This window comes from Pantoea sp. X-Soil-MYKO-1785, from assembly GCF_059730675.1.
The window spans coordinates 1266690-1292016 of the sequence record NZ_AP036000.1; the positions used below are offsets into that span (position 1 = coordinate 1266690).

Annotated in this window: 16 protein-coding genes and 1 pseudogene; 10 read left to right on the plus strand and 7 right to left on the minus strand. The window is 57.8% G+C overall.

Going from position 1 to position 25327, the window contains the following annotated elements:
• Nucleotides 1-152: 152 nt before the first annotated feature.
• From AC6I8D_RS05925 to AC6I8D_RS05940, 4 genes are all read left to right on the plus strand, one after another.
• Nucleotides 153-545, plus strand: a complete 393-nt coding sequence (locus AC6I8D_RS05925) for a YbhQ family protein (RefSeq protein ID WP_497819783.1) — start codon at nucleotides 153-155, stop codon at nucleotides 543-545.
• 250 nt (nucleotides 546-795) lie between these two features.
• Nucleotides 796-2160, plus strand: a complete 1365-nt coding sequence (rhlE, locus tag AC6I8D_RS05930; RefSeq protein ID WP_069728057.1) for an ATP-dependent RNA helicase RhlE — start codon at nucleotides 796-798, stop codon at nucleotides 2158-2160.
• A gap of 2 nt (nucleotides 2161-2162) precedes the next feature.
• Nucleotides 2163-3113 (plus strand): tRNA dihydrouridine(16) synthase DusC, encoded by a 951-nt coding sequence (dusC, locus tag AC6I8D_RS05935; RefSeq protein WP_312052920.1) that lies wholly within the window; start codon nucleotides 2163-2165, stop codon nucleotides 3111-3113.
• 72 nt (nucleotides 3114-3185) lie between these two features.
• A complete protein-coding gene (locus AC6I8D_RS05940; RefSeq protein WP_312052918.1) occupies nucleotides 3186-4373 on the plus strand; it encodes an MFS transporter in 1188 nt (395 codons plus the stop codon).
• A 21-nt stretch (nucleotides 4374-4394) separates the two neighbouring features.
• Here the strand turns inward: AC6I8D_RS05940 and AC6I8D_RS05945 are convergent, their stop codons facing one another.
• From AC6I8D_RS05945 to AC6I8D_RS05955, 3 genes are all read right to left on the minus strand, one after another.
• Nucleotides 4395-5996 (minus strand): inorganic phosphate transporter, encoded by a 1602-nt coding sequence (locus AC6I8D_RS05945; RefSeq protein ID WP_312052917.1) that lies wholly within the window; start codon nucleotides 5994-5996, stop codon nucleotides 4395-4397.
• A 231-nt stretch (nucleotides 5997-6227) separates the two neighbouring features.
• Complete coding sequence (locus AC6I8D_RS05950) at nucleotides 6228-7319, minus strand: L,D-transpeptidase family protein (protein WP_312052915.1); 1092 nt, start codon at nucleotides 7317-7319, stop codon at nucleotides 6228-6230.
• Between the two features lie 196 nt (nucleotides 7320-7515).
• A complete protein-coding gene (locus tag AC6I8D_RS05955) occupies nucleotides 7516-9330 on the minus strand; it encodes a glycoside hydrolase family 15 protein (protein WP_312756349.1) in 1815 nt (604 codons plus the stop codon).
• 186 nt (nucleotides 9331-9516) lie between these two features.
• Here AC6I8D_RS05955 and AC6I8D_RS05960 point away from each other — a divergent pair, with 186 nt between their 5' ends.
• Nucleotides 9517-10290 (plus strand): SDR family oxidoreductase, encoded by a 774-nt coding sequence (locus tag AC6I8D_RS05960; protein ID WP_312052911.1) that lies wholly within the window; start codon nucleotides 9517-9519, stop codon nucleotides 10288-10290.
• Here the strand turns inward: AC6I8D_RS05960 and AC6I8D_RS05965 are convergent.
• Complete coding sequence (locus tag AC6I8D_RS05965) at nucleotides 10284-10862, minus strand: DedA family protein (RefSeq protein ID WP_312756351.1); 579 nt, start codon at nucleotides 10860-10862, stop codon at nucleotides 10284-10286. The two genes, AC6I8D_RS05960 and AC6I8D_RS05965, sit on opposite strands and share 7 nt — an antisense overlap.
• A 206-nt stretch (nucleotides 10863-11068) precedes the next feature.
• Here AC6I8D_RS05965 and AC6I8D_RS05970 point away from each other — a divergent pair, with 206 nt between their 5' ends.
• From AC6I8D_RS05970 to AC6I8D_RS05980, 3 genes are all read left to right on the plus strand, one after another.
• Nucleotides 11069-11656: a Yip1 family protein gene (locus AC6I8D_RS05970; RefSeq protein ID WP_312052908.1), complete on the plus strand. Its 588-nt coding sequence runs from the start codon at nucleotides 11069-11071 to the stop codon at nucleotides 11654-11656.
• Between the two features lie 177 nt (nucleotides 11657-11833).
• Nucleotides 11834-12781, plus strand: coding sequence for a D-alanyl-D-alanine endopeptidase (pbpG, locus tag AC6I8D_RS05975; RefSeq protein ID WP_497820656.1), 948 nt, complete (start codon nucleotides 11834-11836; stop codon nucleotides 12779-12781).
• Between the two features lie 250 nt (nucleotides 12782-13031).
• Nucleotides 13032-15476: a DUF3772 domain-containing protein gene (locus AC6I8D_RS05980; protein WP_497819784.1), complete on the plus strand. Its 2445-nt coding sequence runs from the start codon at nucleotides 13032-13034 to the stop codon at nucleotides 15474-15476.
• 121 nt (nucleotides 15477-15597) lie between these two features.
• Here the strand turns inward: AC6I8D_RS05980 and AC6I8D_RS05985 are convergent.
• The 3 genes and pseudogenes from AC6I8D_RS05985 to dld all read right to left on the minus strand — a co-directional run bounded on the left by AC6I8D_RS05985 (nucleotide 15598) and on the right by dld (nucleotide 21724).
• Nucleotides 15598-18249, minus strand: a pseudogene (locus tag AC6I8D_RS05985) (beta-N-acetylhexosaminidase).
• Between the two features lie 51 nt (nucleotides 18250-18300).
• Entirely contained in the window at nucleotides 18301-19668 is a 1368-nt protein-coding gene (gene chiP, locus AC6I8D_RS05990) for a chitoporin ChiP (protein ID WP_497820657.1), read from the minus strand.
• A gap of 352 nt (nucleotides 19669-20020) precedes the next feature.
• Nucleotides 20021-21724: a D-lactate dehydrogenase gene (dld, locus tag AC6I8D_RS05995; RefSeq protein WP_312052902.1), complete on the minus strand. Its 1704-nt coding sequence runs from the start codon at nucleotides 21722-21724 to the stop codon at nucleotides 20021-20023.
• Between the two features lie 156 nt (nucleotides 21725-21880).
• Here dld and bglX point away from each other — a divergent pair, with 156 nt between their 5' ends.
• Nucleotides 21881-24178, plus strand: coding sequence for a beta-glucosidase BglX (gene bglX / locus AC6I8D_RS06000; RefSeq protein ID WP_497819785.1), 2298 nt, complete (start codon nucleotides 21881-21883; stop codon nucleotides 24176-24178).
• 81 nt (nucleotides 24179-24259) lie between these two features.
• The gene (locus tag AC6I8D_RS06005; protein ID WP_497819786.1) at nucleotides 24260-25135 is read left to right on the plus strand and encodes an oxygenase MpaB family protein; all 876 of its coding nucleotides are present in this window, start codon (nucleotides 24260-24262) and stop codon (nucleotides 25133-25135) included.
• Nucleotides 25136-25327 lie beyond the last annotated feature (192 nt).

A 25327-nucleotide genomic window follows, 5' to 3' on the forward strand; every position in this document is an offset into this window, starting at 1 on the left:
AATAGAATCAAAGTGTAGTCTTTGTCACAAATGGGTGGTGAGGAAGGGCGATAATTAAGGCGTTATCCGAAAATTGTTTTACATTGAGGAAACCGTTTCCGGCTTGTGCCGGTAGCACTTGGGCGACCTGTTGGGTCTGCCAGGAGAATTGAATGAAATGGTCTAATCGTATTCAAATCATCACGGGTCAGACGTATATGCACATTGCGATGCATTTACTGGTGATTGCTGCGCTGATCTGGGGCTGGAAACATAAAGCACTGGTCGATGTCTGCAGCACGCTGGTGGCCACCTATGCGCTGGTGTTTATCGCCATGCTGGTGACACAGCGCATTGCCCGTTTACGGACTCTCGGTGATTATCTTGAAGAAGCGACCACCACTTACTACTTTGGCGCAGCCATGATGACACTGTTCCTGGTGTCGCGGATATACCACAACAACCTGCTGCTGGCCTCGCTTGGCGTAGTGATGTTGCTGGGTCCGGCGCTGGTGTCGCTGCTGGCGAAAGAGCCACCGCGGCGCATCGAGAAAAAACGTAGCTAAGTTGAAGGCCACCGCAAGGTGGCCTTCCTGTTTATGGCTCTGTTTTCAGGCCGGTCCTGCTGTTTCTCATCGCGATAAGTTATGTCAGGAAATGTGAGCCATCTCGCACAGTGCGGTTAAAGCTGTTACACTCGCCCGCTTACGCATCGTAGTTTGTGCCCTTTTCACGCGTTAGCCCCAGCTGGCGTCACTATCCCTCTGAAAACTACACCGTGAATCACGGCCAGAGCGGACCGGAGTAAAACACTTAATGTCTTTTGACTCTCTCGGCCTGAGTGCCGATATTTTGCGCGCTGTTGCCGAACAAGGCTACAGCGAACCTACACCTATCCAGCGCCAGGCAATTCCTGTGGTGCTGGCAGGCCGCGATCTGCTGGCGAGTGCCCAGACCGGCACCGGCAAAACGGCCGGCTTTACCTTACCGTTACTACAAAAACTTTCTGCCAACGCGGGCGCGGTGCGCGGTCGTCGTCCGGTTCGGGCGTTGATCCTCACCCCGACCCGTGAACTGGCGGCGCAGGTGGGCGAAAACGTCAGTGAATACAGCAAATATCTGCCGCTGCGTTCGCTGGTGGTGTTCGGCGGCGTCAGCATCAATCCGCAGATGCTTAAACTGCGCGGCGGCGTTGATATTCTGGTTGCGACCCCGGGTCGTCTGCTGGATCTGGCGCAACAGAACGCGGTTGACCTGTCTCAGGTCGAAGTGCTGGTGCTGGATGAAGCGGATCGCATGCTTGATATGGGCTTCATCCACGATATCCGTCGCGTGCTGGCGCGTCTGCCGGCTAAACGTCAGAACCTGCTGTTCTCCGCCACCTTCTCTGACGAGATCAAAGGGCTGGCCGAGAAACTGCTGACCAATCCGGAGCTGGTGGAAGTGGCACGTCGCAACACCGCCTCAGAGCAGGTGGCGCAACAGGTTCACTTCGTGGATAAGAAGCGTAAGCGGGAACTGCTGTCGCAGCTGATCGGCGAAGGTAACTGGCAGCAGGTGCTGGTCTTTACCCGAACCAAGCACGGCGCAAACCACCTTGCTGAGCAGCTGGGTAAAGACGGCATCACCGCCGCCGCTATCCACGGCAATAAAAGTCAGGGTGCCCGAACCCGTGCGCTGGCCGACTTTAAGTCCGGCGGCATTCGCGTGCTGGTTGCCACCGACATCGCAGCACGTGGCCTGGATATTGAAGAGCTGCCGCACGTGGTGAACTACGAGCTGCCTAACGTTGCCGAAGATTACGTCCACCGTATCGGTCGTACCGGTCGGGCCGCGGCTACCGGTGTGGCGTTATCGCTGGTCTGCGTTGACGAGCATAAACTGCTGCGTGACATCGAGCGTCTGCTGAAGCGTGAGATCCCACGCCTGGCGATTGCCGGTTACGAGCCCGATCCCAGCATTAAAGCTGAGCCGATCATCAACGGTCGTCAGCAGCAGTCGCGTGGCGGTGCCGGCGGCGGCGGTCGGGGTCGTGGTCAGGGTGGACAAGGTGCCGGTGCGCCACGTTCATCCGGCGAAAAGCGTCCTCAGGCGCGTCGTCAGAGCCAGCCTGCTCCACAGGGTGACCGGCCGGCTGCCCGTCCGCGTCGTCCGGCAGCGAAGCGCACCGGAAACGTCTGAGTATGAGGGTTTTACTGGCGCCGATGGAGGGCGTGCTTGATTCGCTGGTGCGCCAGCTGTTATCGGAAGTGAACGACTACGATCTCTGCATTACCGAGTTTTTGCGCGTGGTCGATCAACTGCTGCCGGTAAAATCCTTCTACCGTCTCTGCCCCGAGCTGCATCATGGCAGCCGCACGCCTTCCGGCACGCGGGTGCGTCTGCAGCTGCTGGGGCAGCATCCCGAATGGTTAGCAGAGAACGCCGCTCGTGCGGTGGAGCTCGGCTCGTGGGGTGTCGACCTCAACTGCGGCTGTCCCTCAAAGCTGGTCAACGGCAGCGGCGGCGGGGCGACCCTGCTCAAAGATCCCGATCTGATTTATCGCGGTGCTAAAGCAATGCGTGCAGCGGTTCCGGCAGCGTTACCGGTGACGGTGAAAGTGCGGCTTGGCTGGGATTCCAGCGCCCGCAGCCTGGAGATTGCCGACGCGGTTCAGCAGGCGGGTGCCAGCGAACTGGTGGTCCACGGCCGGACCAAGGAAGACGGCTACCGTGCGGACGCCATCAACTGGCAGGCGATTGGTGATATTCGCCAGCGGCTGCGGATTCCGGTGATCGCCAACGGCGAGATTTTTGACTGGCAAAGCGCGCAGGACTGTCTGCGTATTACCGGTTGTGATGCGGTGATGCTGGGCCGTGGCGCCCTGAACATCCCCAATCTCAGTCGGGTAGTGAAATATAACGAACCGCCGATGGCCTGGCCTGAGGTAGTGAAATTACTGCAAAAATATACCCGCCTGGAAAAGCAGGGTGATACCGGCTTGTATCACGTGGCGCGCATTAAACAGTGGCTCGGTTACCTGCGCAAAGCCTACGGCGAAGCCGACGGTTTATTCAGTGAAATCCGCGCGTTAAAATCGTCAGACGCGATTGCCCGCGCCATCGATTGTCACGCCGTTGTTCATGGTTTGTGATAAAAAATCAGGCGACCGGTTAGCAGCCTGACGGTATAGTGGGGAAAATTTCCTCTACCTTACAAGCCTGCTATGTCTGATGTCGCCGTATTGAGCAACAGCCAGCTCAATAAACGTATCCTTTCCGTCATTGTTTTCACCTTCTTCTGCTATCTCTCCGTTGGACTACCGCTGGCGGTACTGCCTGGCTTTGTCAAAAATCACCTCGGGTTCAGTTCGTTTGTCGCCGGGCTGATCATCAGCATTCAATATTTTGCCACCTTACTCAGTCGTCCGCAGTCGGGCCGGCTGGCCGATCGCCTCGGTCCAAAACGGGTGGTGATGCTGGGATTACTCTGCTGCGGCATGAGCGGCGTACTGACCATTATTGCTGCGCTGCTGAGCGAATGGCCGTGGCTGAGTCTGGCGCTGCTGGCGCTGGGTCGGCTGTTTCTCGGCGTCGGTGAAAGCTTCAGCAGCACCGGCTCAACCCTGTGGGGGATGAACATCGTTGGCCCGTTGCAGACCGCTCGCGTCATCTCGTGGAACGGCGTCGCCACCTATCTGGCCATGGCGATTGGCGCGCCGCTTGGGGTGATGCTCAACAGCGGATTTGGCATGAGCGGCTTTGCCGGACTGATTGCGCTGATGGGGCTGGGCGGCTACCTGATGGCCAGCCGCAAACCGGCGGTCACCGTCAGCGTTGGCGAACGAATTCCGTTTCACCGCGTCTTCTCCCGCGTCTGGCTGTATGGCCTGGCGCTCGGCTGTGGCACCATCGGTTTCGGCGTCATCGCCACCTTTATTACCCTCTATTTTGCCAGCCGTGACTGGCAGGGTGCGGCCTACGCGCTGTCGGTGTTTAGTCTCGGCTTTGTGCTGGTGCGCCTCGGTTTTGGCCGCTTTATCACTCAGTTTGGCGGGCTGCAGGTTTCGCTGTTCTCTTTTCTGCTGGAGTGTCTGGGGCTGCTCATCATCTGGCAGGCCGACAGCGCGTGGCTGGTCGGGGCGGGTGCCTTTCTCACCGGCTGCGGCTTCTCGCTGGTGTTCCCGGCGCTCGGCGTTGAGGCGGTCAAACGGGTCGAGCGTCAGGATCAGGGATCGGCACTGGGCACCTATTCCGCCTTTCTTGATTTAGGCCTCGGGCTGACCGGTCCGGTCGCCGGATTGTTCATTGGCCACTGGGGAATGCAGTCGGTTTATCTGGCGGCGGCGCTGATGGTGCTGGGCGCGCTGTTGATTACGCTGCGGCTTTACTGGCAAAACCGGCGGGCAGGTTAAGCGCCAGCCGGTGTCAGGCTATCACAGATGAATAAACAGCCAGTAGAGCAGGGCGGAGAGCAGAATCGACACCGGCAGCGTCAGCACCCAGGCGATAGCCAGATTACGCAGCGTCGATAGCTGTAAACCGGAACGGTTGGCCGCCATGGTGCCGGCCACGCCCGATGACAGCACGTGGGTGGTAGAAACCGGCAGGCCGAAGGCGTCTGCGGCGCCAATGGTCGCCATCGCCACCAGCTCGGCGCTGGCCCCCTGAGCATAGCTGAGGTGGGTTTTACCAATCCGTTCGCCCACCGTCACCACAATCCGTCGCCAGCCGACCATGGTACCCAGCCCCAGCGCAATCGCCACCACCACTTTTACCCACATCGGAATAAAGCGGGTGGCACTGTCCAGCTCGGTTTTGACCGCTTTCAGGTTACGTTCGGTCTCCTCCGGCAGCTTCACTTCGGCACTTTGCAGGTGCTTGATCGACTCAGACGCGAGGTACATTTGGTTACGGGTGTTGGCTACCGCCTGGGCCGGGATATTTTCCATCGATCCGTAGCGGCGAATCTGGTCGCCAATCTCGCTGAGCGTCATCGCCAGCGCCGGTAACACGTTGGGGTTGAACTGGCTGCTGCCGACAAAGCCGATCAGTACGTCACGGGCGGCCGGTGGCTGAGGCGCGGCTGGCTGCAGTTGCAGCAGCTGATGTTCGGTGACTTCGGTTAATGCCGCAACGCGCGGGATCTGATCGGCGGGCAGCGATCGGTTGAGGGCGTAAGCGATCGGCATGGTGCCGACCAGGATCAACATAATCAGCCCCATTCCTTTCTGACCATCGTTTGAACCGTGCGCAAACGAGACCCCGGTACAGGTCAGGATCAGCAGGCCGCGGATCCAGACCGGCGGTGGCTGGTCGTTTTGTGGCGCGCTATAGAGCTGGCGATTGCGGATAAACAGCTTCATTGTCCACAGCAGCAGCCCGGCGCAAACAAACCCGACCACCGGCGACAGCAGCAGCGCATAGCCGACCTTCAGCGCCTGATCCCAGTCGACCCCACTCAGGCCGCTGCGACCGTGCAGCATCGCATTCGCCACGCCGACGCCGATAATCGAGCCAATCAGGGTATGCGAAGAGGAGGAGGGCAGACCGAAATACCAGGTGCCGAGGTTCCAGATAATCGCCGAGAACAGCAGAGCATAAACCATGGCAAAGCCGTTACCGCTGCTGGCTTGCAGAATCAGCTCGACCGGCAGCAGAGAAATGATGCCAAAAGCGACCACGCCGCTGGAGAGCAGCACGCCCAGAAAATTACAGATGCCGGACCAGATCACCGCGCTGCCTGGGGTCAGTGAATGGGTATAGATCACCGTGGCGACGGCGTTGGCGGTGTCATGAAAGCCGTTGACGAACTCAAAGCCCAGCGCGATCAGCAGCGCCAGTCCCAGCAAAAAGAACGGCAGATAGCTGGTCACCGGCATATTGGTTTGTTCAACATCATTGACCAGATTAAGGCCAGCAAAGGCCAGTCCGGCCACCAGCAGAATGAAAAACAGCGGCTTGCTAAAGCGGCTGCTTTTGCCGTTGAAATCAGGGCGCCGGGTCGATGAGGAAGAAGAAAGACTGTTTTCGCTCATGGTGTACCTCGAGTTGCTGATGCCGGCTGCTGATTTGCACCGGTACAACGCAGTGTGATACGCGCTTTGTATGACAGTAACATGACGGACTGGCGGGCGATCGGACGCGGCGACAGGCTCAGCCGGCGGTGGGCAATCAGGAGGCGGGGAAGGAAGGCAACGGAAAAAACCGGCAACGCAGGCAATAAAAAAGCCAGCGACAGGCGCTGGCTTCGGTGAGCGTAACGGCGATTACGACGGGTTATTGGCCGTGGCTGGCGCAGCGGCAGCGGCGGGCTGCGGTGGTTGCGCGGCGTCGGTGTTAGCCCCTTGTGAGGTCACCGGCGTCATCGGCTGCTCCTGCGGTGCAGCCTGCGGGTTCTCTGGCACGTCAACCGGCGCGGTCTGGATGTTGTTCTCCACACCGTTCACTTTTACCGGCATACCGGTACGGCCCTGAATGGCACCGTTCACCTGGTCCTGATTGACACTGGCGTCCACCAGCACTTTGCTGACGGCCTGGGTCAGCGTAATCGGCACCAGTTCACGTGAGTTGAACTGCTCTTCGGTGGTCGACAGCGGGTTATGTACTTCGACATAACGCGATCCGTCTGGCTCAACGGTGGCTTTTACCGGCTGATCAACGAACTGTACGCGTGTCCCGACCGGCACATTCTGGTACAGCCATTTGATGTCCTCAGCACGCAGACGCACACAACCGTGGCTGACGCGCAGACCAATACCGAAGTTGGCGTTGGTACCGTGAATCGCATACAGACGGCCGATATAGAGCGCATACAGCCCCATCGGGTTGTCCGGACCGGCCGGGAACACCGCAGGCAGATTCTCGCCGCGCGCCGCATATTCTGCGTGCATCGCTTTGGTTGGCGTCCAGGTCGGGCCATCTTTCTTACGCTCTACCGCTGTGGTCCAGTTGATCGGGGTATCTTTACCCAGTTCACCGATACCAATCGGCAATACCACCACGGTTTTGCTGCCTTTCGGGTAGTAGTAAAGACGCATCTCAGCGCTGTTAATCACAATGCCTTCGCGCGGTGCGTCAGGCAGGATCAGCTGCTGTGGGATGATCATTTTACTGCCAGCCTTTGGCAGATAAACGTCAACCCCCGGATTGGCTTCCAGCATGTTGCTGAGGCCCATCTGGTACTGCGCCGCAAACGCTTCCAGCGGCAACGTGCTGTCCTCAGGAACAGTAATCTCGATATTTTCCCCGATCAATCGGCTGTTGGCCGGCGGTAACGGGTAAACCACAGCAAAGGCTGACTGGCTAAACGCCGCCAAAGCCAATGCGATTGAAGCGAACGCGCGAATGCTCATTTTCATATTTTACAAGTCTTTATCGCCATGTTTCAGGCTTGTCAATGTGTCGAACCCATGCTGGCCAATGTGACCTGCTGCGCATTATATGTTCATTAATCTGACGATGTGAATCAGGATTTTAACCTGCCGATAATACTTTACGTAACTTACCGTGTTATATCGGCATTTTTCCGCTGCTGACCACGGTAAAAAGCCGGTCTCACGGCTGCCACAACGTCACCTCACCACTGAGTTTACGATTCAGAAAAAAGGCGGCACTGATTAACGCCAGATGGGTCAGCGCCTGCGGCGTGTTGCCCAGCGCATGACCGCGGCTGTCGAACTCCTCGGCGTAAAGCCCGAGCGGACTGGCGTAGCTCAGTAGCTTTTCAAATTCGAAATGAGCTTCCTGAATCCGGCCAGCGCGCGCCAGGCATTCGACATACCAGAAGGAGCAGGCGCCAAACGAGCCTTCCGATCCCTGCAGGCCGTCAGCCGGGGTTTCATCAATGTTGTAGCGCCGTACCATGCCGTCGCTGACCAGGTTAGTTTTGATGGCATCCAGCGTGGCAATCCAGTCAGGATCGGTCGCGCCGACAAAACGCACCAGCGGCATCAGCAGCATCGAGGCATCAAGATGTTCGCCGTGGCGGGTCGAGGAGAAATGGCCGCGCTCGCTGTTCCAGAAGTTGGCCCAGATATCTTCGCGGATCTCGCGGCGCACCCGATCCCAGCGCTCATACGGCATCGGTAACGATCGCTTCATGCCGAGACGCAGCGCGCGGTCCATCGCCACCCAGCACATCAGCCGTGAGTGAAGAAAATGCTCCGGCTGACCGCGCATCTCCCAGATGCCGGCATCAGGCTGATTCCAGTTGTCGCACAGCCGATCGATCATTTTGGTAACGTGCAGCCAGCCGCGTTGTGAAATGGCTTCGCCATATTTATTGGCGAGATAGACCGCATCCATCAGCTCGCCATAAATATCCAGCTGAGTCTGCTGCCAGGCATCATTGCCGATCCGCACCGGGCGTGAATCGCCGTAGCCCGACAGATTGAGCAACTCCATTTCGTGCAGTTCGGTGCCGCTGTCCAGCCGGTACATCACCTGCAGGCGCATCTCATCGTGATGGCTGTTTTCGACGCAGCGTCCAACCCACTGGGTAAAATGTTTGGCTTCATCGACGTAACCCAGACGCATCAGGGCGTACATGCTGAACGAGGCGTCGCGGATCCACGAGGCGCGATAATCCCAGTTGCGTTCGCCACCCAACTCTTCCGGCAGGCCAAAGGTGGCGGCGGCGGCAATCGAACCGTGGCGATGCGAGGTCAGCAGCTTGAGCGCCAGGGCGGAACGCTGCACCATCTCGCGCCAGCGGCCCTGATAGGTGCTGCGGGCGCTCCAGCGACGCCAGTAATTCAGCGTATCTTCGAAGCAGTGTTCAGTAGAGAGCGCTTCAATGTGCGCATCGTTGACGCTGCCAAATTCAAATTCGGCATGCTCACCAGCCTGCAGGGTGAAACTGGCGGTGGCGCAGTTCTCTTCCAGCGTCATCACCACGGTGGCGGCCAGGCGCAGCGAAGGCTGGCCTTCGGCATGAAAATCGATGCAGCCGCGCTGCACTTCGGCGCGGGTCTGCGCCCGGGCGTAGTCGTGTCGGGGTGAGCAAAGCATGTTAAATCGCGCCTTGCCACGCACCATTTTTACCCGCCGGATCAGCCGCGGCAGTTTGGCATCATCATCGCAAATCGGCATGTAATCGGTGATTTCGGCCACGCCTTCATCGCCCAGCCAGCGGGTCTGTAAAATGTTGGTGTCGGGCAGGTAGAGCTGCTGGCGGCGTACGTCCTGCCAGTCCGGGGCCAGAGAGAAAAGCCCGGCGTCATCACTGTCGAGCAGCGCGGAAAAGACCGATGGGCTGTCGAGTTCAGGCCAGCAGAGATAATCGATGGTGCCGTCATTGGCGACCAGCGCGCAGGTGCGCAAATCGCCAATCACGCCGTGGTCCTCAATGTTGCGTTTTACCTTACTCATCCTGATCTCCCTGTTAATGTCACTGCTAACTATAGTCGAGGCGGCAGCGTCAGCAGCGGCCTGGCACAGAGGGTTAATTCAGCGTAGCGGTCGGGGCAGCCTCCGATTAACCGAATGGGCGCTGACGGCAGGCGAATTTTTCAGGATGGTTATACTGATGATGACACTTTCCTTAAAGAGGCCGTTATGACCACATCCCAGAGCAAAGTCGCCATTATCACCGCATCAGACTCAGGCATTGGCAGCCGCTGCGCCGAAATGCTGGCAGAGCAGGGCTTCGATATTGGTATTACCTGGCGTTCAGACGAAGAGGGCGCACAGCGCACCGCACAGCGGGTGCGGGAGATTGGCCGCCGCGCCGAAATTATTCAGCTGGATTTGGCTGACCCGGAGCAGGGCGGTCAGTCGCTGCAACAGCTGATCGATAAGTTTGGCCGGATTGATGTGCTGGTAAACAATGCTGGTGCCAATTTCAAAGCGGATTTCCTCGATGTCACCTATGAAGACTGGCGTAAAACCTTCGCGGTGGATGTCGATGGCGTGTTTGTCTGTGGCCAGATTGCCGCCCGCAAAATGGTTGAGCAGGGCGAAGGCGGACGGATTATCAATATCACTTCGGTGCACGAACACACGCCGCTGCCTGGTTCGGTAGCCTATACGGCGGCAAAACATGCGGCCGGCGGCCTGACCAAATCGATGGCGCTGAGCCTGCTGCCACACAACATTCTGGTCAATGCGGTGGCACCGGGCGCGATCGCCACGCCGATGAACAAGATGACCGATGAGGATGCGCACCAGGTGAAGATGCCGGAAATTCCGGCTGGCCGGCCCGGTGACACCCACGAAATTGCCAGCATGGTGGCGTGGCTCTGCTCCGAGTGGGCGACCTACACCACCGGCCAGTCGTTTATCATTGATGGTGGGTTCATGCTGGCGAATCCGCAGTTTAAAGGTTACTGATCGGCCCGACGGTTATGCCAGCGGCGGATCACCCAGCGCAGCGCAAAGGCAAACACAATGGCACCGGCCAGCCACAGCAGATGTTTAAGGTGCTGATCCAGTTTGTGCAGCCACGGGGCGATGATGCCGCCAGCAAAGTAGCCGAGGGTGACGAAAATCAGCGCCCAGATAGCCGCCCCAATCACGTTGAGAATGAAGAATTTCATCGGATTGAGGCGGCTGGCACCAATGATGATCGGGCCAATCAGGCGGAAGCCATACATAAAGCGCACCCCAATCACAAACAGGCTCGGTCGACGTTTGATCAGCCGGTTAGCCTTGACCACCTTATCCTGATGTTTTTTAAGCCGCCGCAGGATGCGTGCACCGTAGCGGCGACCAATCCAGTAGAGCAGCTGATCGCCGATGATGCCGCCGGCCATTGCGGCCACCACCACGCCAGCATAGTGCAGCAGTCCTTCATGTGCGGCGACACCGCCGAGCAGGGTAAAGGTTTCCCCTTCGGCGATACACCCAATCAGCAGCGCCAGATAGCCGTACTGGGTAATTAATCCGTTGATATCCAAATGCAAAATGGCACTCCCTGTTTATCGCTGTTTACTTAAGTCTATACGCGATTTCGCTTCGCTTCCGCCCGCCGACCGCCACCGCGCTTATTTTTGCTGTTTTTTTGCCCGGTCGCCACGAAAGTTGTACTGCCGTTTATACTTGAAGTGTCGCTGCCCTCAGAGACCCTCTTGCCGTTCCGGGCAGCCCTTCGCATCAGAGGAGTGACTGTATGAATCATGTCTGGGGACTTCTGGCGCATCCGAATCAGGAAATGCGCCATATCAAGCAAGAGAATGAGAGCGTCTCGCACCATTACACTCACCATGTCCTGCTGATGGCGGCCATTCCGGTTATCTGCGCCTTTATTGGCACCACCCAGCTGGGCTGGAACCTGGGCGAGGGGCAGTTTGTGCAACTTAATCTGGCGACCGGGATCGGGCTGGGTATTCTGTTCTATTTGATTATTCTCGGTGGCGTCGCGGTGATGGGCCGGGTAATCCACTGGATGGCACGTAATTATCCGCAACGGCCCGGCGTGCAGCGCTGTACCGTATTTGCCGGTTACGTTGCGACGCCGCTGTTTCTCAGCGGGCTGGTGGCGCTCTATCCGCTGGTCTGGCTCTGCGTGCTGGTGGGCGCGTTAGCGCTGGTGTATACCGGCTATCTGCTCTATATCGGCATTCCGCTGTTTCTCAATATTGACCGTGAAGAGAGCCTGCGTTTTTCCGGCTCAACGCTGGCAATTGGCGTGCTGGTATTTGAAGTGTTACTGGCGATGACCGTGATTCTGTGGGGTTACGGACCACGCCTGTTCTGATCTGTGGCTGCCACCGGTCTGGTGGCAGCCCGCTTTTTAATGCCCGGAAACAATCTCACCAGGAAATTTCTTAACCTTCAGCGTATGATGCTGCTGCCAGCCCGCGCTCTGACTGCCTTGACGCCGGCGGCCTGTGTCTGACACAGCGCACAATTTCAACCGGGTCTTTTTTCTGTGATGCCTGCAAAAATTCGTTTCACTCTGTTCTCGCTGGCGCTGCTCGTTTCCGGGCAGGGGATGGCACTCCCCGCGCAGGCGGCTACCTCGCTGTCGCAAATGGCGCCGATTGCGCAACCGCAGATTGCCTCTGGCAGCGCGATGATTGTCGATCTCACTACTAATAAAGTGCTGTTTTCCAGCCATCCGGATCGCGTCAGGCCGATTGCTTCGATCACTAAATTGATGACTGCGATGGTGGTACTGGACGCACACCTGCCAATGAACGAAATGCTGACGGTCGATGTCAGCCAGACGCCGGAAATGCGCGGGGTATTTTCACGCGTCAAACTCAACAGCCAGATCAGCCGCCGCAATATGCTGCTGCTGGCGCTGATGTCGTCTGAAAACCGTGCCGCTGCCAGCCTGGCGCATGCCTATCCTGGCGGCTATAACGCCTTTATCCGGGCGATGAACGCCAAAGCGCGCGCGCTGGGGATGAAACATACCCGTTACGTTGAACCGACGGGCTTATCGACGCAAAACGTCTCCAACGCTGAAGATCTGATTAAATTGCTGAAGGCGACGCGCGAATATCCGCTGCTTGGCGCACTCAGCACCACCAAAGAAGAAACCGCGGTATTTACCCATCCGAGCTATGCGCTGCCATTTCGTAACACCAACCATCTGGTTTACAAAAATGACTGGCGCATTCAGCTGACCAAAACCGGTTACACCGACGAGGCGGGGCACTGCCTGGTGATGCGCACCATGATTAACAATCGCCCGGTGGCGCTGGTGGTACTGGACGCCTTTGGCAAATATACCCACTTCGCCGATGCCAACCGCCTGCGCGACTGGATTGAAACCGGTAAGGCTGCGCCGGTTCCCGCTGCCGCGCTGGCTTACAAAAAACAGAAATCAGGTCTGGTCGCCAGCAACGGTGCCAGCAGTGCCGACGCTGAGTAAATTTTCACCGCTGTGACGCTCCAGGCGCAGCGGGAAAGTCTCTGCGGCTGGAGAGGGCGACACGGCGGCAACCGCCGTGATCTGCCTGCCGGGCGCGGCGCAAGCCAGTGGTTTCCGTTGCGGCCGGAACAGCCTGAATACGGAACAATAATTGCCCGCTATTCCTATAGTTTCATCGCTTGCAAAACCCTACACTACGCGTGAATGGCGAGGGTAGATCGCCTGTATATGCTGCTGGAATCTCACTGATATGTTTAAGCTACGATCCCTTTTTGCGCTGTTAATGCTGGCTCTGGTGGCGTTTGCCCCGGCGTGGTCGCAGGCAGCGGATGATGCGGCGAGTGCCGCGCAAGAACAAGATGCTCCACCGAAGCTCAATGCCGCGGTCGAACTGCCTAAAATGCAGAAGATCCTCGATAAAATTAAAAGTCAGATTTCGGGCGATACCGGCGAAAGCAAGCTGACGCAGCTGAATGAAATGGCGCTGGAGCTGTCAGGCAACGCCGACACGCTGGGCCAGGCCCTGCTGCCCGATCGCCAGCAGCTTGATGCTCAGCTGGCGGTGCTGGGACCGGCACCGAAGCCGGACAGCGGCATGAAAGAAACGTCGGAGGTGACGCGTAAACGTAATGCGCTGGAGAATCAGAAGAGCAAGCTTGACGATCAGATTAAACAGGCCGAGGGCATCAAAAACGGTGCGCTGATGCTCTCATCGCAAATCGTTAACCTGCGGCGCGATCAGCTGAAGAGCCAGCTGGCACTCAACTCGGGCAGCATCCTCGGACCGCGCTTCTGGGCACCGGTGCTCAACAGTCAGGATCTGGACGGTGAAAAAATCGGCGACTTCCTGCAGGAGTTGCAGGATACCGCGGCACTGTCGTGGGAGCCGGGCTGGCGCTTTGGCAGCGTGGCCTGGGTACTGGCGGCGCTGCTGGTGATGACGCTCGGTCGTCGCTACAGTGAAGAGTTTCTCGCCTGGGTCAGCATTCACAAATTGCCGGAAGGGCGACTGCGTCGCAGCTTCCTCGCGGCGGCGATTGCCATTACCACGCTGGTGGCGGTGGTCCTGACCTTCAACTTTATCGCGCTGGCGTTAACCCGCCGTTATGAAGTATCTGACAACGTTCAGGATTTTGTCGACAGCCTGGTGCAGCTCAGCGTGTTCTGCGGGTTAATTGCCGGCCTGGGGCGGGCGTTTCTCTCGACCCGCCGGCCAAGCTGGCGTCTGCCGGCCATTTCTGATGAAGTGGCGATGGCGCTGAAGCCTTTTCCGCCGATCACTGCCGTACTGGTGTTTATCTTCCAGACGGTGGAGGCGTTTAACTACAGCGTCGGCACCAGCCTGAACACCACTATCTTCGCCAACGGCCTGACGGCGTTACTGATTGGCAGCACCGCGCTGGCGATCAGCATCCGCACCAACCGGGTTCGCCGCCGCATGACGCAGGCGGGCACGCCGCCGGAAGCGCGATCGACGCTGGCCGGGCTGATTCAGATGGGCCTGACCCTGACGGCGCTGGCGATCCTGCTGTCGCTGGTGATCGGCTACGTGACGCTGGCGCGCTTCCTCAGTTATGAGGTGATCTGGTGCGGCCTGCTGTTTGGTTCGTTCTATTTCCTCAGCCATCTGCTAAGTGATGGCTGTGAAAGCCTGTTTTCGACCAGTAGTTCTTCCGGACGGCGTATTCAAAGCTCGCTGAATATCAACGAGCGCCATCTGCAACAAACCGCTACGCTGCTGACGGCCCTCGGCAAAACCGTGCTGGTGCTGTTTGTGGTACTGGCGCTGCTGAACGGCACCTTTGCTTCTTCAACCCCGATTGAGCTGCTGCAAAAAGCGATTGAGTTCTGGGGCGGTAAAGGGCTGGAGTCGCTGAATATTGTGCCGGCGCATATGGTCAACGCGCTGGTCTGCCTGGTGGTCGGCATCTATGTTTTGCGGTCGATTTGCCGCTGGCTGGACAATGACTTCCTGCCAAAAACCACCATGGATGTCGGCATGCGGGTGTCGCTGGTGACGCTGTTCAGCAACATCGGCTATGTATTGATTATCCTGCTGACCCTGTCGATCATGGGGCTGCAATGGAACAAACTGGCGTGGATTGTCAGTGCGCTGTCGGTCGGTATCGGTTTTGGCCTGCAGGAGATTGTGAAGAACTTTATCTCGGGGCTGATCCTGTTAACCGAGCGTCCGGTCAAAGTGGGCGATCTGGTGTCCATCAGCGGCATTGAAGGGGATATCCGCCGGATTAACGTGCGTGCCACCGAGATCCAGTTAAGCGATAAATCTACCGTTATCGTGCCGAATTCGCAGTTCATCTCGCAGAACGTGCGTAACGCCACCATGGGGAATGCGCAGGGTGTGGTGACGATTTTGCTCACCTTCCCGCTGGATATCGATCCTTCTAAAGTTCGCGATATCCTGCTGGAGGTCTACAACGAAAACGAACGCATTCTGGATACGCCAGAGCCGTCGGTGTCGTTTAAAGATCTGACCCAGCAGGGGATTGTGCTGAGCGTGACCGGCAACGTAGCCGGGCAGCGGCAGATCTCCAGCGCGAAGAGTGACCTGCTGTTTGATATTCTGACCCGCCTGCGTAAAGAGGGCATTATGCTCTCGACGCCGCAAACCATGATTATCGAGCGTCGCCCGCAGGCGGCAATAGCCTCCTCCGACGAGCAGCTGCTGTCATAAATATCAGGCCGACGCATGTCGGCCTTTTTTATCTCACGCCGGGCGGCCTTTCATCGTGGCGCACTGCGCCGGGTCCCTACCGATCCGGCAGCAGGCTGACCGCTTCAACTGCCGCTGTGCCTTACAGCGTTTCAACCCGGCTGTGACGCTCGCCATCAGCACTCACTGAACGGATCTGCACCGCACCACTTACCGCTGGCGGTCGGGTGGTATCATATCGCAGCCAGTGGCTGCCCTTGTCCAGGCTGTACTCCAGCGTCACGCCCGGTAGCGCCACGTTCATCGTCAGCACCCCGTTGATAATTTTCGCACCAGGCTGCGGCAGGCGGTAGCCAATACCGGATTTATCCAGCTTCGCCAGCTCACGCTGTCCCAGCAGATTGGCGAAGCGTTGCCAGTCCTGCTGCAGTGCGTGGCGATCCACCAGACGGGTCTGACCGCCGATAAATTCGCGTCCGGCCTGATAGTCCAGCTCCCAACTGGCGCGATGCCAGCTGCGTTCCGCCACGGCGAACAGGCGGGGGTAAATCATATATTCCATCTGTGGGTCGGTGCGCACGGTTTCACTCCACAGCTGAGCCGAGATGCCATAGGCACCGCGCCACGGCTTATCCGATTTAGCCGTGAAATATTTACCATCGCGATCGGTCGAGGTTTCGGCATTCTGCGGCAGGTTGTCCGGTGCGAAGGCAAATATCTTACGTTCATCGCTGAAGCGAGTGCCCCAGTAATAGCCGCGCTCAAATGGATTCACTTCGTACGGGAAATCCAGATAGAGGTAATCCGGGCTGGCGATCACCACATCGTAACCTTTTTGCGCCCAGTCGCCGGCGCTGTCAAAACCGCCCCAGTAGAGGGTATCCCAGAAATTGACCGCCACCCGCGGCGTGGCGAAGGCGCGGGCGTTCTGCGCGTCTTTTAAACCATCCTGCCAGGCCTGCATATTGCCAATACCGTGCCGGTTAACCGTCTTGCTTACCGCCAGCGCAAAATAGCTCGGCAGGTGGGTCAGGTCGGTGACTTTTCCACTCTTTACCAGCGCCTGACAGACCTGCGATTTCGCCCACGGCTGATCTTCCTGTTGCCAGTCGCGCAGGCCCGTGCCGGGCTTAGGGTGCTGGCGATCGGAATAGCCAGCACCAAAACGGATATTTTTCGCTTCGTCACCGCCGAAGTGCCAGCGGGTTAAAGGTTGTCCCGCCTGACGGTGCATCGCCTGCATCTCGCCGATCACTTTGTCGACAAAGCGCAGAGAGCTATCAAGGCACGGGTTGAGGTAGCTGGTGCGATCGTAAAACTGTACCGAAGTGGTATTGGAATCGTCGGTCGGATCGCGCAGGCGATAGGCGCTGGCCTGTTCGGATTGCCCGGCGCGCATCAGCCGCTGATAGCGCGCCTCCATGGCGATTACTGCCGCGCGGGCATGGGCTGGCATATCGATCTCCGGCATCACGGTGATATGGCGGGCCCTGGCATACTCCACAATCTCAATGTAGTCGGCGCGGCTGAAGTAACCGCTGCCGTTGTTGTCGCTAAACGGCCCGGAGCCGAGCTGTGGCAGCAGGCAGCGCTGCTCGCTGACATCATGGCAGCGCTGGCTGCCCACCCCGGTTAATTCCGCTAAGCCGGGGATTTCGATGCGCCAGCCCTCATCGTCGCTGAGATGAAAGTGGAAAACGTTCATCTTCCACGCCGCCATCTGATCGAGCAACCGCAGCACCGCCTGCTTACTGTGGAAATTACGCGCCACATCCAGAAAGGCGGCGCGATAGGCAAAACGCGGCGCATCCCGCGCTTCCAGCGTGGCGATCTGCGCTGTGCCGTCGGCAGGCACCAGCGACAGAATCGACATCAGACCATAAAAAGCGCCGGCGGCATCGTAGCCCACCACCCGGGCGCTGCGGCTGTTGATATTCAGCTGGTAGGCACCGGCCTTCGCCAGTTTGCCACTGAAATGGTCGGGCCGGATTTCGCTGGCGATCGCGTAGCCTGCCGCACTCTATTTAACCCCCACCCGTTCGAAGTGCTGGCTGACCACCTGGCGAGTGGCAGTGTTGAGTCCGTTAAGCGACAGCTTCACGCCGTGGCTGAGCGTGGCATCATTCGGGTGAATTTTGACCTCAAGCGGCGTCGGGCTGATCTGACCGCGTAACGCCGAGGCCGGCAGGGTGGCGATATCGCTGTTTTTATCAAAACGGCTGACCGGCTGCATCAGGATGTTCTGGTCGTCGGCGCTGCGTCGCCAGTTATCGCCGAAGGGCAGCACAAACTGACTCAGATCCTCACTGTCGGTGCTGGCAATAATTTTTGGCGTCGCCGCCCCGGCGGTCACATACCAGCGCGGCATCACATCGGTGATAAACAGCTGCCAGTACTCGTTAACGATTGGGATCGTCACCGATTCACCCGCGCCAATACCGGTGAAGTTGTCGGTTGGCTCCAGGCGTGTCAGATCGCCAACAACGTGCGTCATCTTAAACTGGTCGTTATCTACCCGCAGCGTCTGGTGCACGTTGCTCATGGTGATTGCCCAGTTTTTGCTGGTCAGCGCCGGGCCATGATTGGTCAGGGTAAGGGTGGCGCGGTTACAGGAAGACCAGTCGGCACCCAGTGCGGCGCAGTTTGTGCCGTGCAGGGCAGCCAGATTATCGGTCACCTGATAAGTGACGCCGAACTGGCTGATTTGATTAACAATCTGCTGGTCGGACAGGCTGGCGTGACTGGCCAGGGCAACGCTCAGCAGGCTGAGCGCGAAAAAACGAGGGTTTACCATTTTCTATATCCTTATGTCGGCAGAAGCGATAGCCGGGTCAGAGCCGCAAAGTCAGAACAGGGTGAAAGGTGCGATCACCATCAGCTTGATATCCTTCTCATCCTGAAAAATGTTGCCGTAGCCGCCGCTGTAGCTGGGCAGATTGCTGTGATTGTCGTAGCGGGTGTAGTGCAGCTTAAACAGCGTATCTTTGGCGCGACCCTGCTGAATCTGGTAGATCAGATCGAGGTTCCAGGCTGATTCAGTCAGCCGCTGGCGCTGATCGAAGGCGGGTTGGCTGGAAGGCTTTGCATCCCAGCCCCAGACCCAGGAACCGCCCACTTTCCATCCCGCCAGCTGCCACGGCGTTAAATCGAGCAGGGCACCGGCAAAGATTGCTTTTTCACCGTTGGCGTTCCAGTCAGAGCGGGCATCCCACCAGATATCCAGACGGCCATTGGAGCTGGCGTAGCCTGGGGTCATGCGCTGTAAGAAGAAGCCCTGATTGCCTTCTGCTTTGACCCAGCTGCCCTCGAGCCGCAAATCGACCGGACCGACGGTATAGCCGAAGGTGATCGCCTGTAACCAGGCGAGGCCGTCATAAACATCACTGACATTGCTGGCTCCGCCGTGCTGTTTATCCTGCGCGCCGTAAAATTGATAACTGGTTCGCAGATCGCTGCCAATAAGCGGAATGGCCCATGACGCTTTAGCAAAATATTGATTGATATAGCCAGCTGACTGACCAACAGCGCCTTCCAGCACCAGACTGTTTTTGAAATCATATTTAATGCCGAATGCGTGCAGGTAACGAATATCTGATACGCCATCGGCCTGTCGGAAATGATATAAATCACGATACCAGGGTGCTTTATATTTATCGCTCCACAGATATGAAAACGATAATTCGCCCGCCTGGCCAAAATAATACATTGCACCGGCTTCCGCGCCGCGATAGGTGCCGGGTAAAAAGCTCCAGTGTGGCGCAATTAATGTCTGTCCGGCTGGCTGAATATAACCCGCCCGTAACCAGTAGTTCTGATATCGGGCTTTCAGCGCCGCTTTATACAGCGAGGCACCGCGGGTGTCGCCCTGCCACGCTTCATCCCAGCGATTACGTGCCCGGCTAAAGCCAATTTCATTCGGCGCGGCCGGGCCGCTATGGGCCAGTTCGGCTGCACCGAACACGGCGAGATCGAGGCCCAGCCAGTTGGCGGCATACCCTGACTGGAAGTCGAGATTAGCGTTAAGCGTAGTGTGGTGCAGGTTAGCCCGATATTCACCGTTGTGCTCACTGTTCGGGTCGATCTCTTTTCGATCACGCTGACGCTGCCAGTAAAAAAGATTACCGCCCAGCGAAGAATCGTCGGTAAAGCCAGCCGCCTTCACCGGCTGGAAGAATAACGCGTAACAGGCAGTTATTAAAATAACTAATTCCATTAAAGCTAACGCGTAATTAAATTTTCGCATTGCGATTCCTTGCTGCAAAGAGTGACAGGGTGCGGGGTGTCATAAACGAACACCGGGGCCAATCTATTTTTCGCAGCGCGAATTATCAATGAGGAGAACGATATTTTGTGAAAGGTTACGCAGAAAGAAATAATGCGAAAATAAAGCCATCACAATATAATAATGAATGTTGATTTTATGGATGATAAATATTGGCTGACGTAAACAATCCGGATGAAAAAATATGGCGACGATGAAAATATTCAACAAAACCGGATAAACCCGTAAAAAAAGCCTGCTCAGATCGGCAGGCTTTGGCAGCAGACGCGCTAACGGGGAAAGCTTAAGGCTGTCTGACCGCCCAGCCTTTCAGTTTACTGGTTTTGCCGATGCCCGGATTGAAGCTGTTGGTGGGATCGAGTTGCCGGTAAAACGCCGCCAGCTGCGGTTTGGCCTGATAGAGGTGTCCGACGTTGTGCTCAGCCGGATATTCCGCACCGCGCGCCTGTAAAATCTCCAGCATCTGCGCCTTCAGGGCATGCGCATCGACCCCTTTCCTGACGATGTAGTCCTGATGGAACACATGACAGAAGAAGTGGCCGTAGTAGAGGCTATGGCTGAGTGAGGCTTTTATCGCCTCGGGCAGGGTTTCAAACCAGTCCGGATCGTTGCGGCGCAAGGCGATATCCAGCGCCAGAATATCTTCCACCTCATCTGCGTGCACCGCGTGATAACGCACCGCCGCGCCCGCCGCGGCAAAGCGATGCAGAAAAGCGTGAGCCCCTTCTTTGCCTTCACATTCAAAGAATTCGCCGCCGCCTTCGCGGAAGTAGTCGCGTAAATAGTTGCGGGCTTCTGCTACGCCCTCGCCTGACATCTTCAGCATCAGATAGTGTTCATACTTGTCGCGATACTGCTTCATGCGTTTCGGCAGGTGGGCCGGGAACAGCCGGCTCAGGCGCTGCAGCAGCCGGTCGCTGAAGTGCGGTTTAATAAACGACAGTTTGCTCAGCCAGGCGTCAACGCGGCCTTTCAGGGTGAAAAACAGCGGCATCTTGTCGGTGCCCAGCTTGTCGATCATCAGGAAGGTGTCTTTGCCATAGACTTCAGCGATGTCATAGATGTCGCGGTGCATATATTCGCCCGCCACCGGCAGGTTACTGAAGTGCGCCAGCATGTGGCGACGGATATCGCTCAGCACGCTCGGATCGTTGGTGCCGATATAAAACACCTGCTGCTGAGGCTCGGTGGCAAAGGTGTCGAGACGCACGGCGAACACCGCCAGTTTACCGGCACAGCCCGATGCCTCAAACAGGCGGCGTGCATCCGCGTTATAGCGGGCTGGCGTATCGGCATCGACTTCACGCACCCGGCTGGCGTAATCGTGATCGGAGGCGTGGCGACCGTCATGATGGACATCAGTTTGCTGCCAGCGATCGTCATCCAGCCGGCCGAGGATCTCTTCCGGTGACTGGCCTAAATCGATGCCAAGGTGGTTAACCAGCCGCAGTTTTCCCTGCGCATCAATCTGCGCGTACAGCGCCATTTCGCTGTAGGCCGGGCCGCGTTTGATCAACGATCCGCCAGAGTTATTACAAATCCCGCCCAGCACCGACGCCCCAATGCACGACGATCCAATCACCGAATGCGGTTCGCGTCCTAGCGGCTTCAGCACTTTTTCCAGCTGATAGAGCGTGCTGCCCGGGAACGCCAGCACCTGCTTACCGTCATCAATTAACTGCAGCTTATCCAGCCGCAGGGTGCTGATGATCACCAGCGGGCGATCGTAATCGTCGCCGTGCGGGGTGGAGCCTTCTGTCAGGCCGGTATTGGCCGCCTGCATCAGAATAATGGCATCGGCGTTCACCAGCGTTTGCAGCACCCGCCACAGCTCCAGCAGGGTGGCAGGGAACACCACCGCCAGCGCGTCGCCTTCGCCGGAGCGAAAGCCTTTACGGTAACGGGCGGTCTGTTCAGGTTCGGTGAGCAGATGGGCGGGGCCGACCAGGCGGCGTAAGTCAGAGAGCAGGGCAGAGGTCTGTTTCATGGGCAATTCCCTTGTCTTATCAGTGCGTCATTACTGTAGCACGTCAACTCACTGCAACGCAGTGTGACACCGGCAGGCTACCTGCTATTCTCTTCTTGTGGCACACTGCCGCCTGTTTATTCGATATTGCGCAGTTACTTAAGAGAACCCACCCTGATGAAATGGATTTACTCTGTTAGTCTCGCTGTCTCCCTCGCGATGCAACCGGCATTGGCTGAGACAATGCCAGGTAACCACCCGATGACCGAACAGGCGCGGGATGCGTTCGTCAACGATCTGCTGACCAAAATGACGCTGGATGAGAAGATCGGCCAGCTGCGTTTAATCAGCGTCGGGCCTGATAATCCAAAAGAAGTCATCCGTGAGATGATCAAGAAAAGTCAGGTTGGCGCGATTTTCAATACCGTTACCCGTCAGGATATCCGCGCGATGCAGGATCAGGCGATGCAGCTCAGCCGGCTGAAAATTCCGCTGTTCTTCGCCTACGATGTGGTTCACGGGCAGCGCACTATTTTTCCGATCCCGCTCGGCCTGGCCGCCAGCTGGGATCTTGATGCAGTAAAAGAGGTGGGACGGGTTTCCGCCTATGAGGCCGCCGACGACGGACTCAACATGACCTGGGCGCCGATGGTGGACGTCAGCCGTGAACCGCGCTGGGGCCGTGGCTCAGAAGGCTTCGGCGAAGATACCTACCTGACCGGCGAAATGGGCCGCAGCATGGTGCAGGCGATGCAGGGCAAAAGCGCGGCCGATCGCTATAACATCATGACCAGCGTTAAACACTTCGCGCTGTATGGCGCAGTGGAAGGCGGACGCGATTACAACACCGTCGACATGAGTCCGCAGCGGATGTTCCAGGATTATCTGCCGCCCTATAAAGCCTCGCTGGATGCGGGCAGCGGCGGCGTGATGGTGGCGCTGAATTCAATCAATGGAGTACCGGCCACCGCGGATAGCTGGCTGCTGAAAGATCTGCTGCGCGATAAGTGGAAATTCAAAGGCATCACCATCAGCGATCACGGTGCCATTAAAGAACTGATTAAGCATGGCGTGGCCAGCGATCCGCAGGATGCGGTGCGTATTGCGCTGAAGTCGGGCGTCGATATGAGCATGAGCGACGAATATTACAGCAAATATCTGCCCGATCTGGTGAAGAGCGGCGCGGTCAGCATGGCCGAGATCGACGATGCGGCGCGTCACGTGCTCAACGTCAAATATGACATGGGGCTGTTTAACGATCCGTACAGCCATCTGGGGCCGAAAGAGAGCGATCCTCAGGATACCAACGCCGAAAGTCGCCTGCATCGGGCCGAAGCGCGCGATGTCGCACGCAAAAGTATGGTGCTGCTGAAAAACCGGCTGGAGACCTTGCCGCTGAAGAAGTCGGGCACCATTGCCCTGATTGGCCCGCTGGCGGACAGTCAGCGCGACATCATGGGCAGCTGGTCGGCGGCCGGCGTAGCGAAGCAGTCCATTTCGCTGCTGCAGGGAATGCGCAATGCCACGGCCGGCAAAGCGACGCTGCTGTATGAAAAAGGCGCCAACATCACCGATAGCAAAGGCATTCAGGACTTCCTCAACCTGTATGAGCAGGCGGTGTCGGTCGATCCGCGTTCGCCGCAGCAGCTGATTGATGATGCGGTGGCCAAAGCGAAGCAGGCAGATGTGGTGGTTGCGGCGGTCGGTGAAGCGCAGGGCATGGCGCATGAAGCCTCCAGCCGCAGCGACCTGGTGATCCCGGCCAGCCAGCAGAAGCTGTTAGCCGCGCTGAAGGCTACCGGCAAACCGCTGGTGATTGTGCTGATGAATGGCCGTCCGCTGGCGCTGGTGAATGAAGACCGGATGGCCGATGCGATGCTGGAAACCTGGTTCAGCGGCACCGAAGGCGGCAATGCCATCGCTGACGTGCTGTTCGGAGATTACAATCCGTCGGGCAAGCTGCCGGTCTCCTTCCCGCGTTCAGTCGGTCAGATTCCGATCTATTACAACCATCTGCCGACCGGCCGTCCGTATAACCCGGAGAAGCCGAACAAATACACCTCGCACTATTACGATGCGGCTAACGGCCCACTCTATCCGTTTGGCTATGGCCTGAGCTATACCACTTTCACCGTGTCGCCGGTAAAAATGTCCTCACCGACCATGCCGCGTAACGGCAGCATTGACGCCAGCGTCACGGTGACCAACAGCGGCAAGCGCGACGGTGCAACGGTGGTGCAGCTGTATCTGAACGATCCGGTTGCCTCCATCAGTCGGCCGGTTCAGGAACTGCGCGGCTTTAAGCGCATCATGCTGAAAGCGGGCGAGTCGCAGACCGTGACCTTTAAGATTGATGTCGATGCGCTGAAGTTCTGGAACCAGCAGATGCAGCAGGTGGCAGAACCGGGTAAATTCAACGTGATGATCGGGCTGGATTCGGTTCGTACCCAGCACGCACAGTTCGACTATTTATAACCGTCCCTCTTTGCTTCCCGAGGGAGATGCGGCGCGCCAGACGTTACGGCGCGCCGCATTCTTTCCGTTATCAGAGCCATCATGATTAATCTGCGTGACCGCATCCAGCAACAGGTGTTTCGTCTTAACGGCCTGTCGCTGAATGAATTCGACATTTCTCAGCCGCCCGGCGATCCCGGCCTGTTTGGCCCGGACAGCATCATCTGGCAGGTACACGGTGATTTTACCTCAATGATGTGCGGCGGTATCAGTGCGCTGCTGTTACAGATGCTGCACCCGGCTGCGCTGGCTGGCGTCTGGGATCACTCTAACTTTCGTCAGGATATGATGGGTCGCCTGCGGCGCACCAGCCAGTTCATCGCGGTCACCACCTTTGGTAACACCCAGGATGCACATACGCTGATTGAGCGGGTGAAGCGTATTCACCTTAAAGTCAGCGGCGTCGACAGCGCCGGTAAAACGTATGCCGCCAGCGATCCTCATCTGCTGACCTGGGTACACGTGGCGGAAACCAGCCGTTTTCTGGCTGCCCATCTGCGCTATAAAAATCCGCGCCTCAGTCGCGCCGATCAGGATCGCTATTATCAGGAAGCCGCGCTGATCGCCGAAGCGCTGGGAGCGGAAAAGGTACCGAAAAGCGTCGTCGATGTTGCGGATTACCTGCAACAGATGCGTTCGGAACTGCGTTTTGATCAGCGCACGGCGGAAGTGACGCGCCTGCTAATGAACGCGCCCGCCCCAAGCTGGCAGGCCAGACCGGTAATGAAAGTGATGCTGAAGTCAGGCTTTGGCCTGATGCCGGACTGGGCGCAGGCGATGTCGGGCCGTGAAATCGGCCGCTGGCAGCAGGCGGTGATCGATCAGCAGATTGCGGCGATTGCCGTCGGTTTACGCTGGTCGATTCAGCGCGGTGCCTGGTATCGGGCGATGGTCAGGATGGGCCGCCATCCGGTCTGATGACCGCCCGATCCGCGCCGGTGCGCTTTCATTTTCAGTCGGCTAAACGCAGCGCATCCGCCTCTGCGGCCGACCCCCTCCCGCCCGAATCTGACTCCGCCATACTCGACTCGATGACGCACTTTGAGACTATTACCCTTGTCTCAGATGGCGGCAGTCACGATCCTGCTCTATTCTCGGGGAAAATGGATT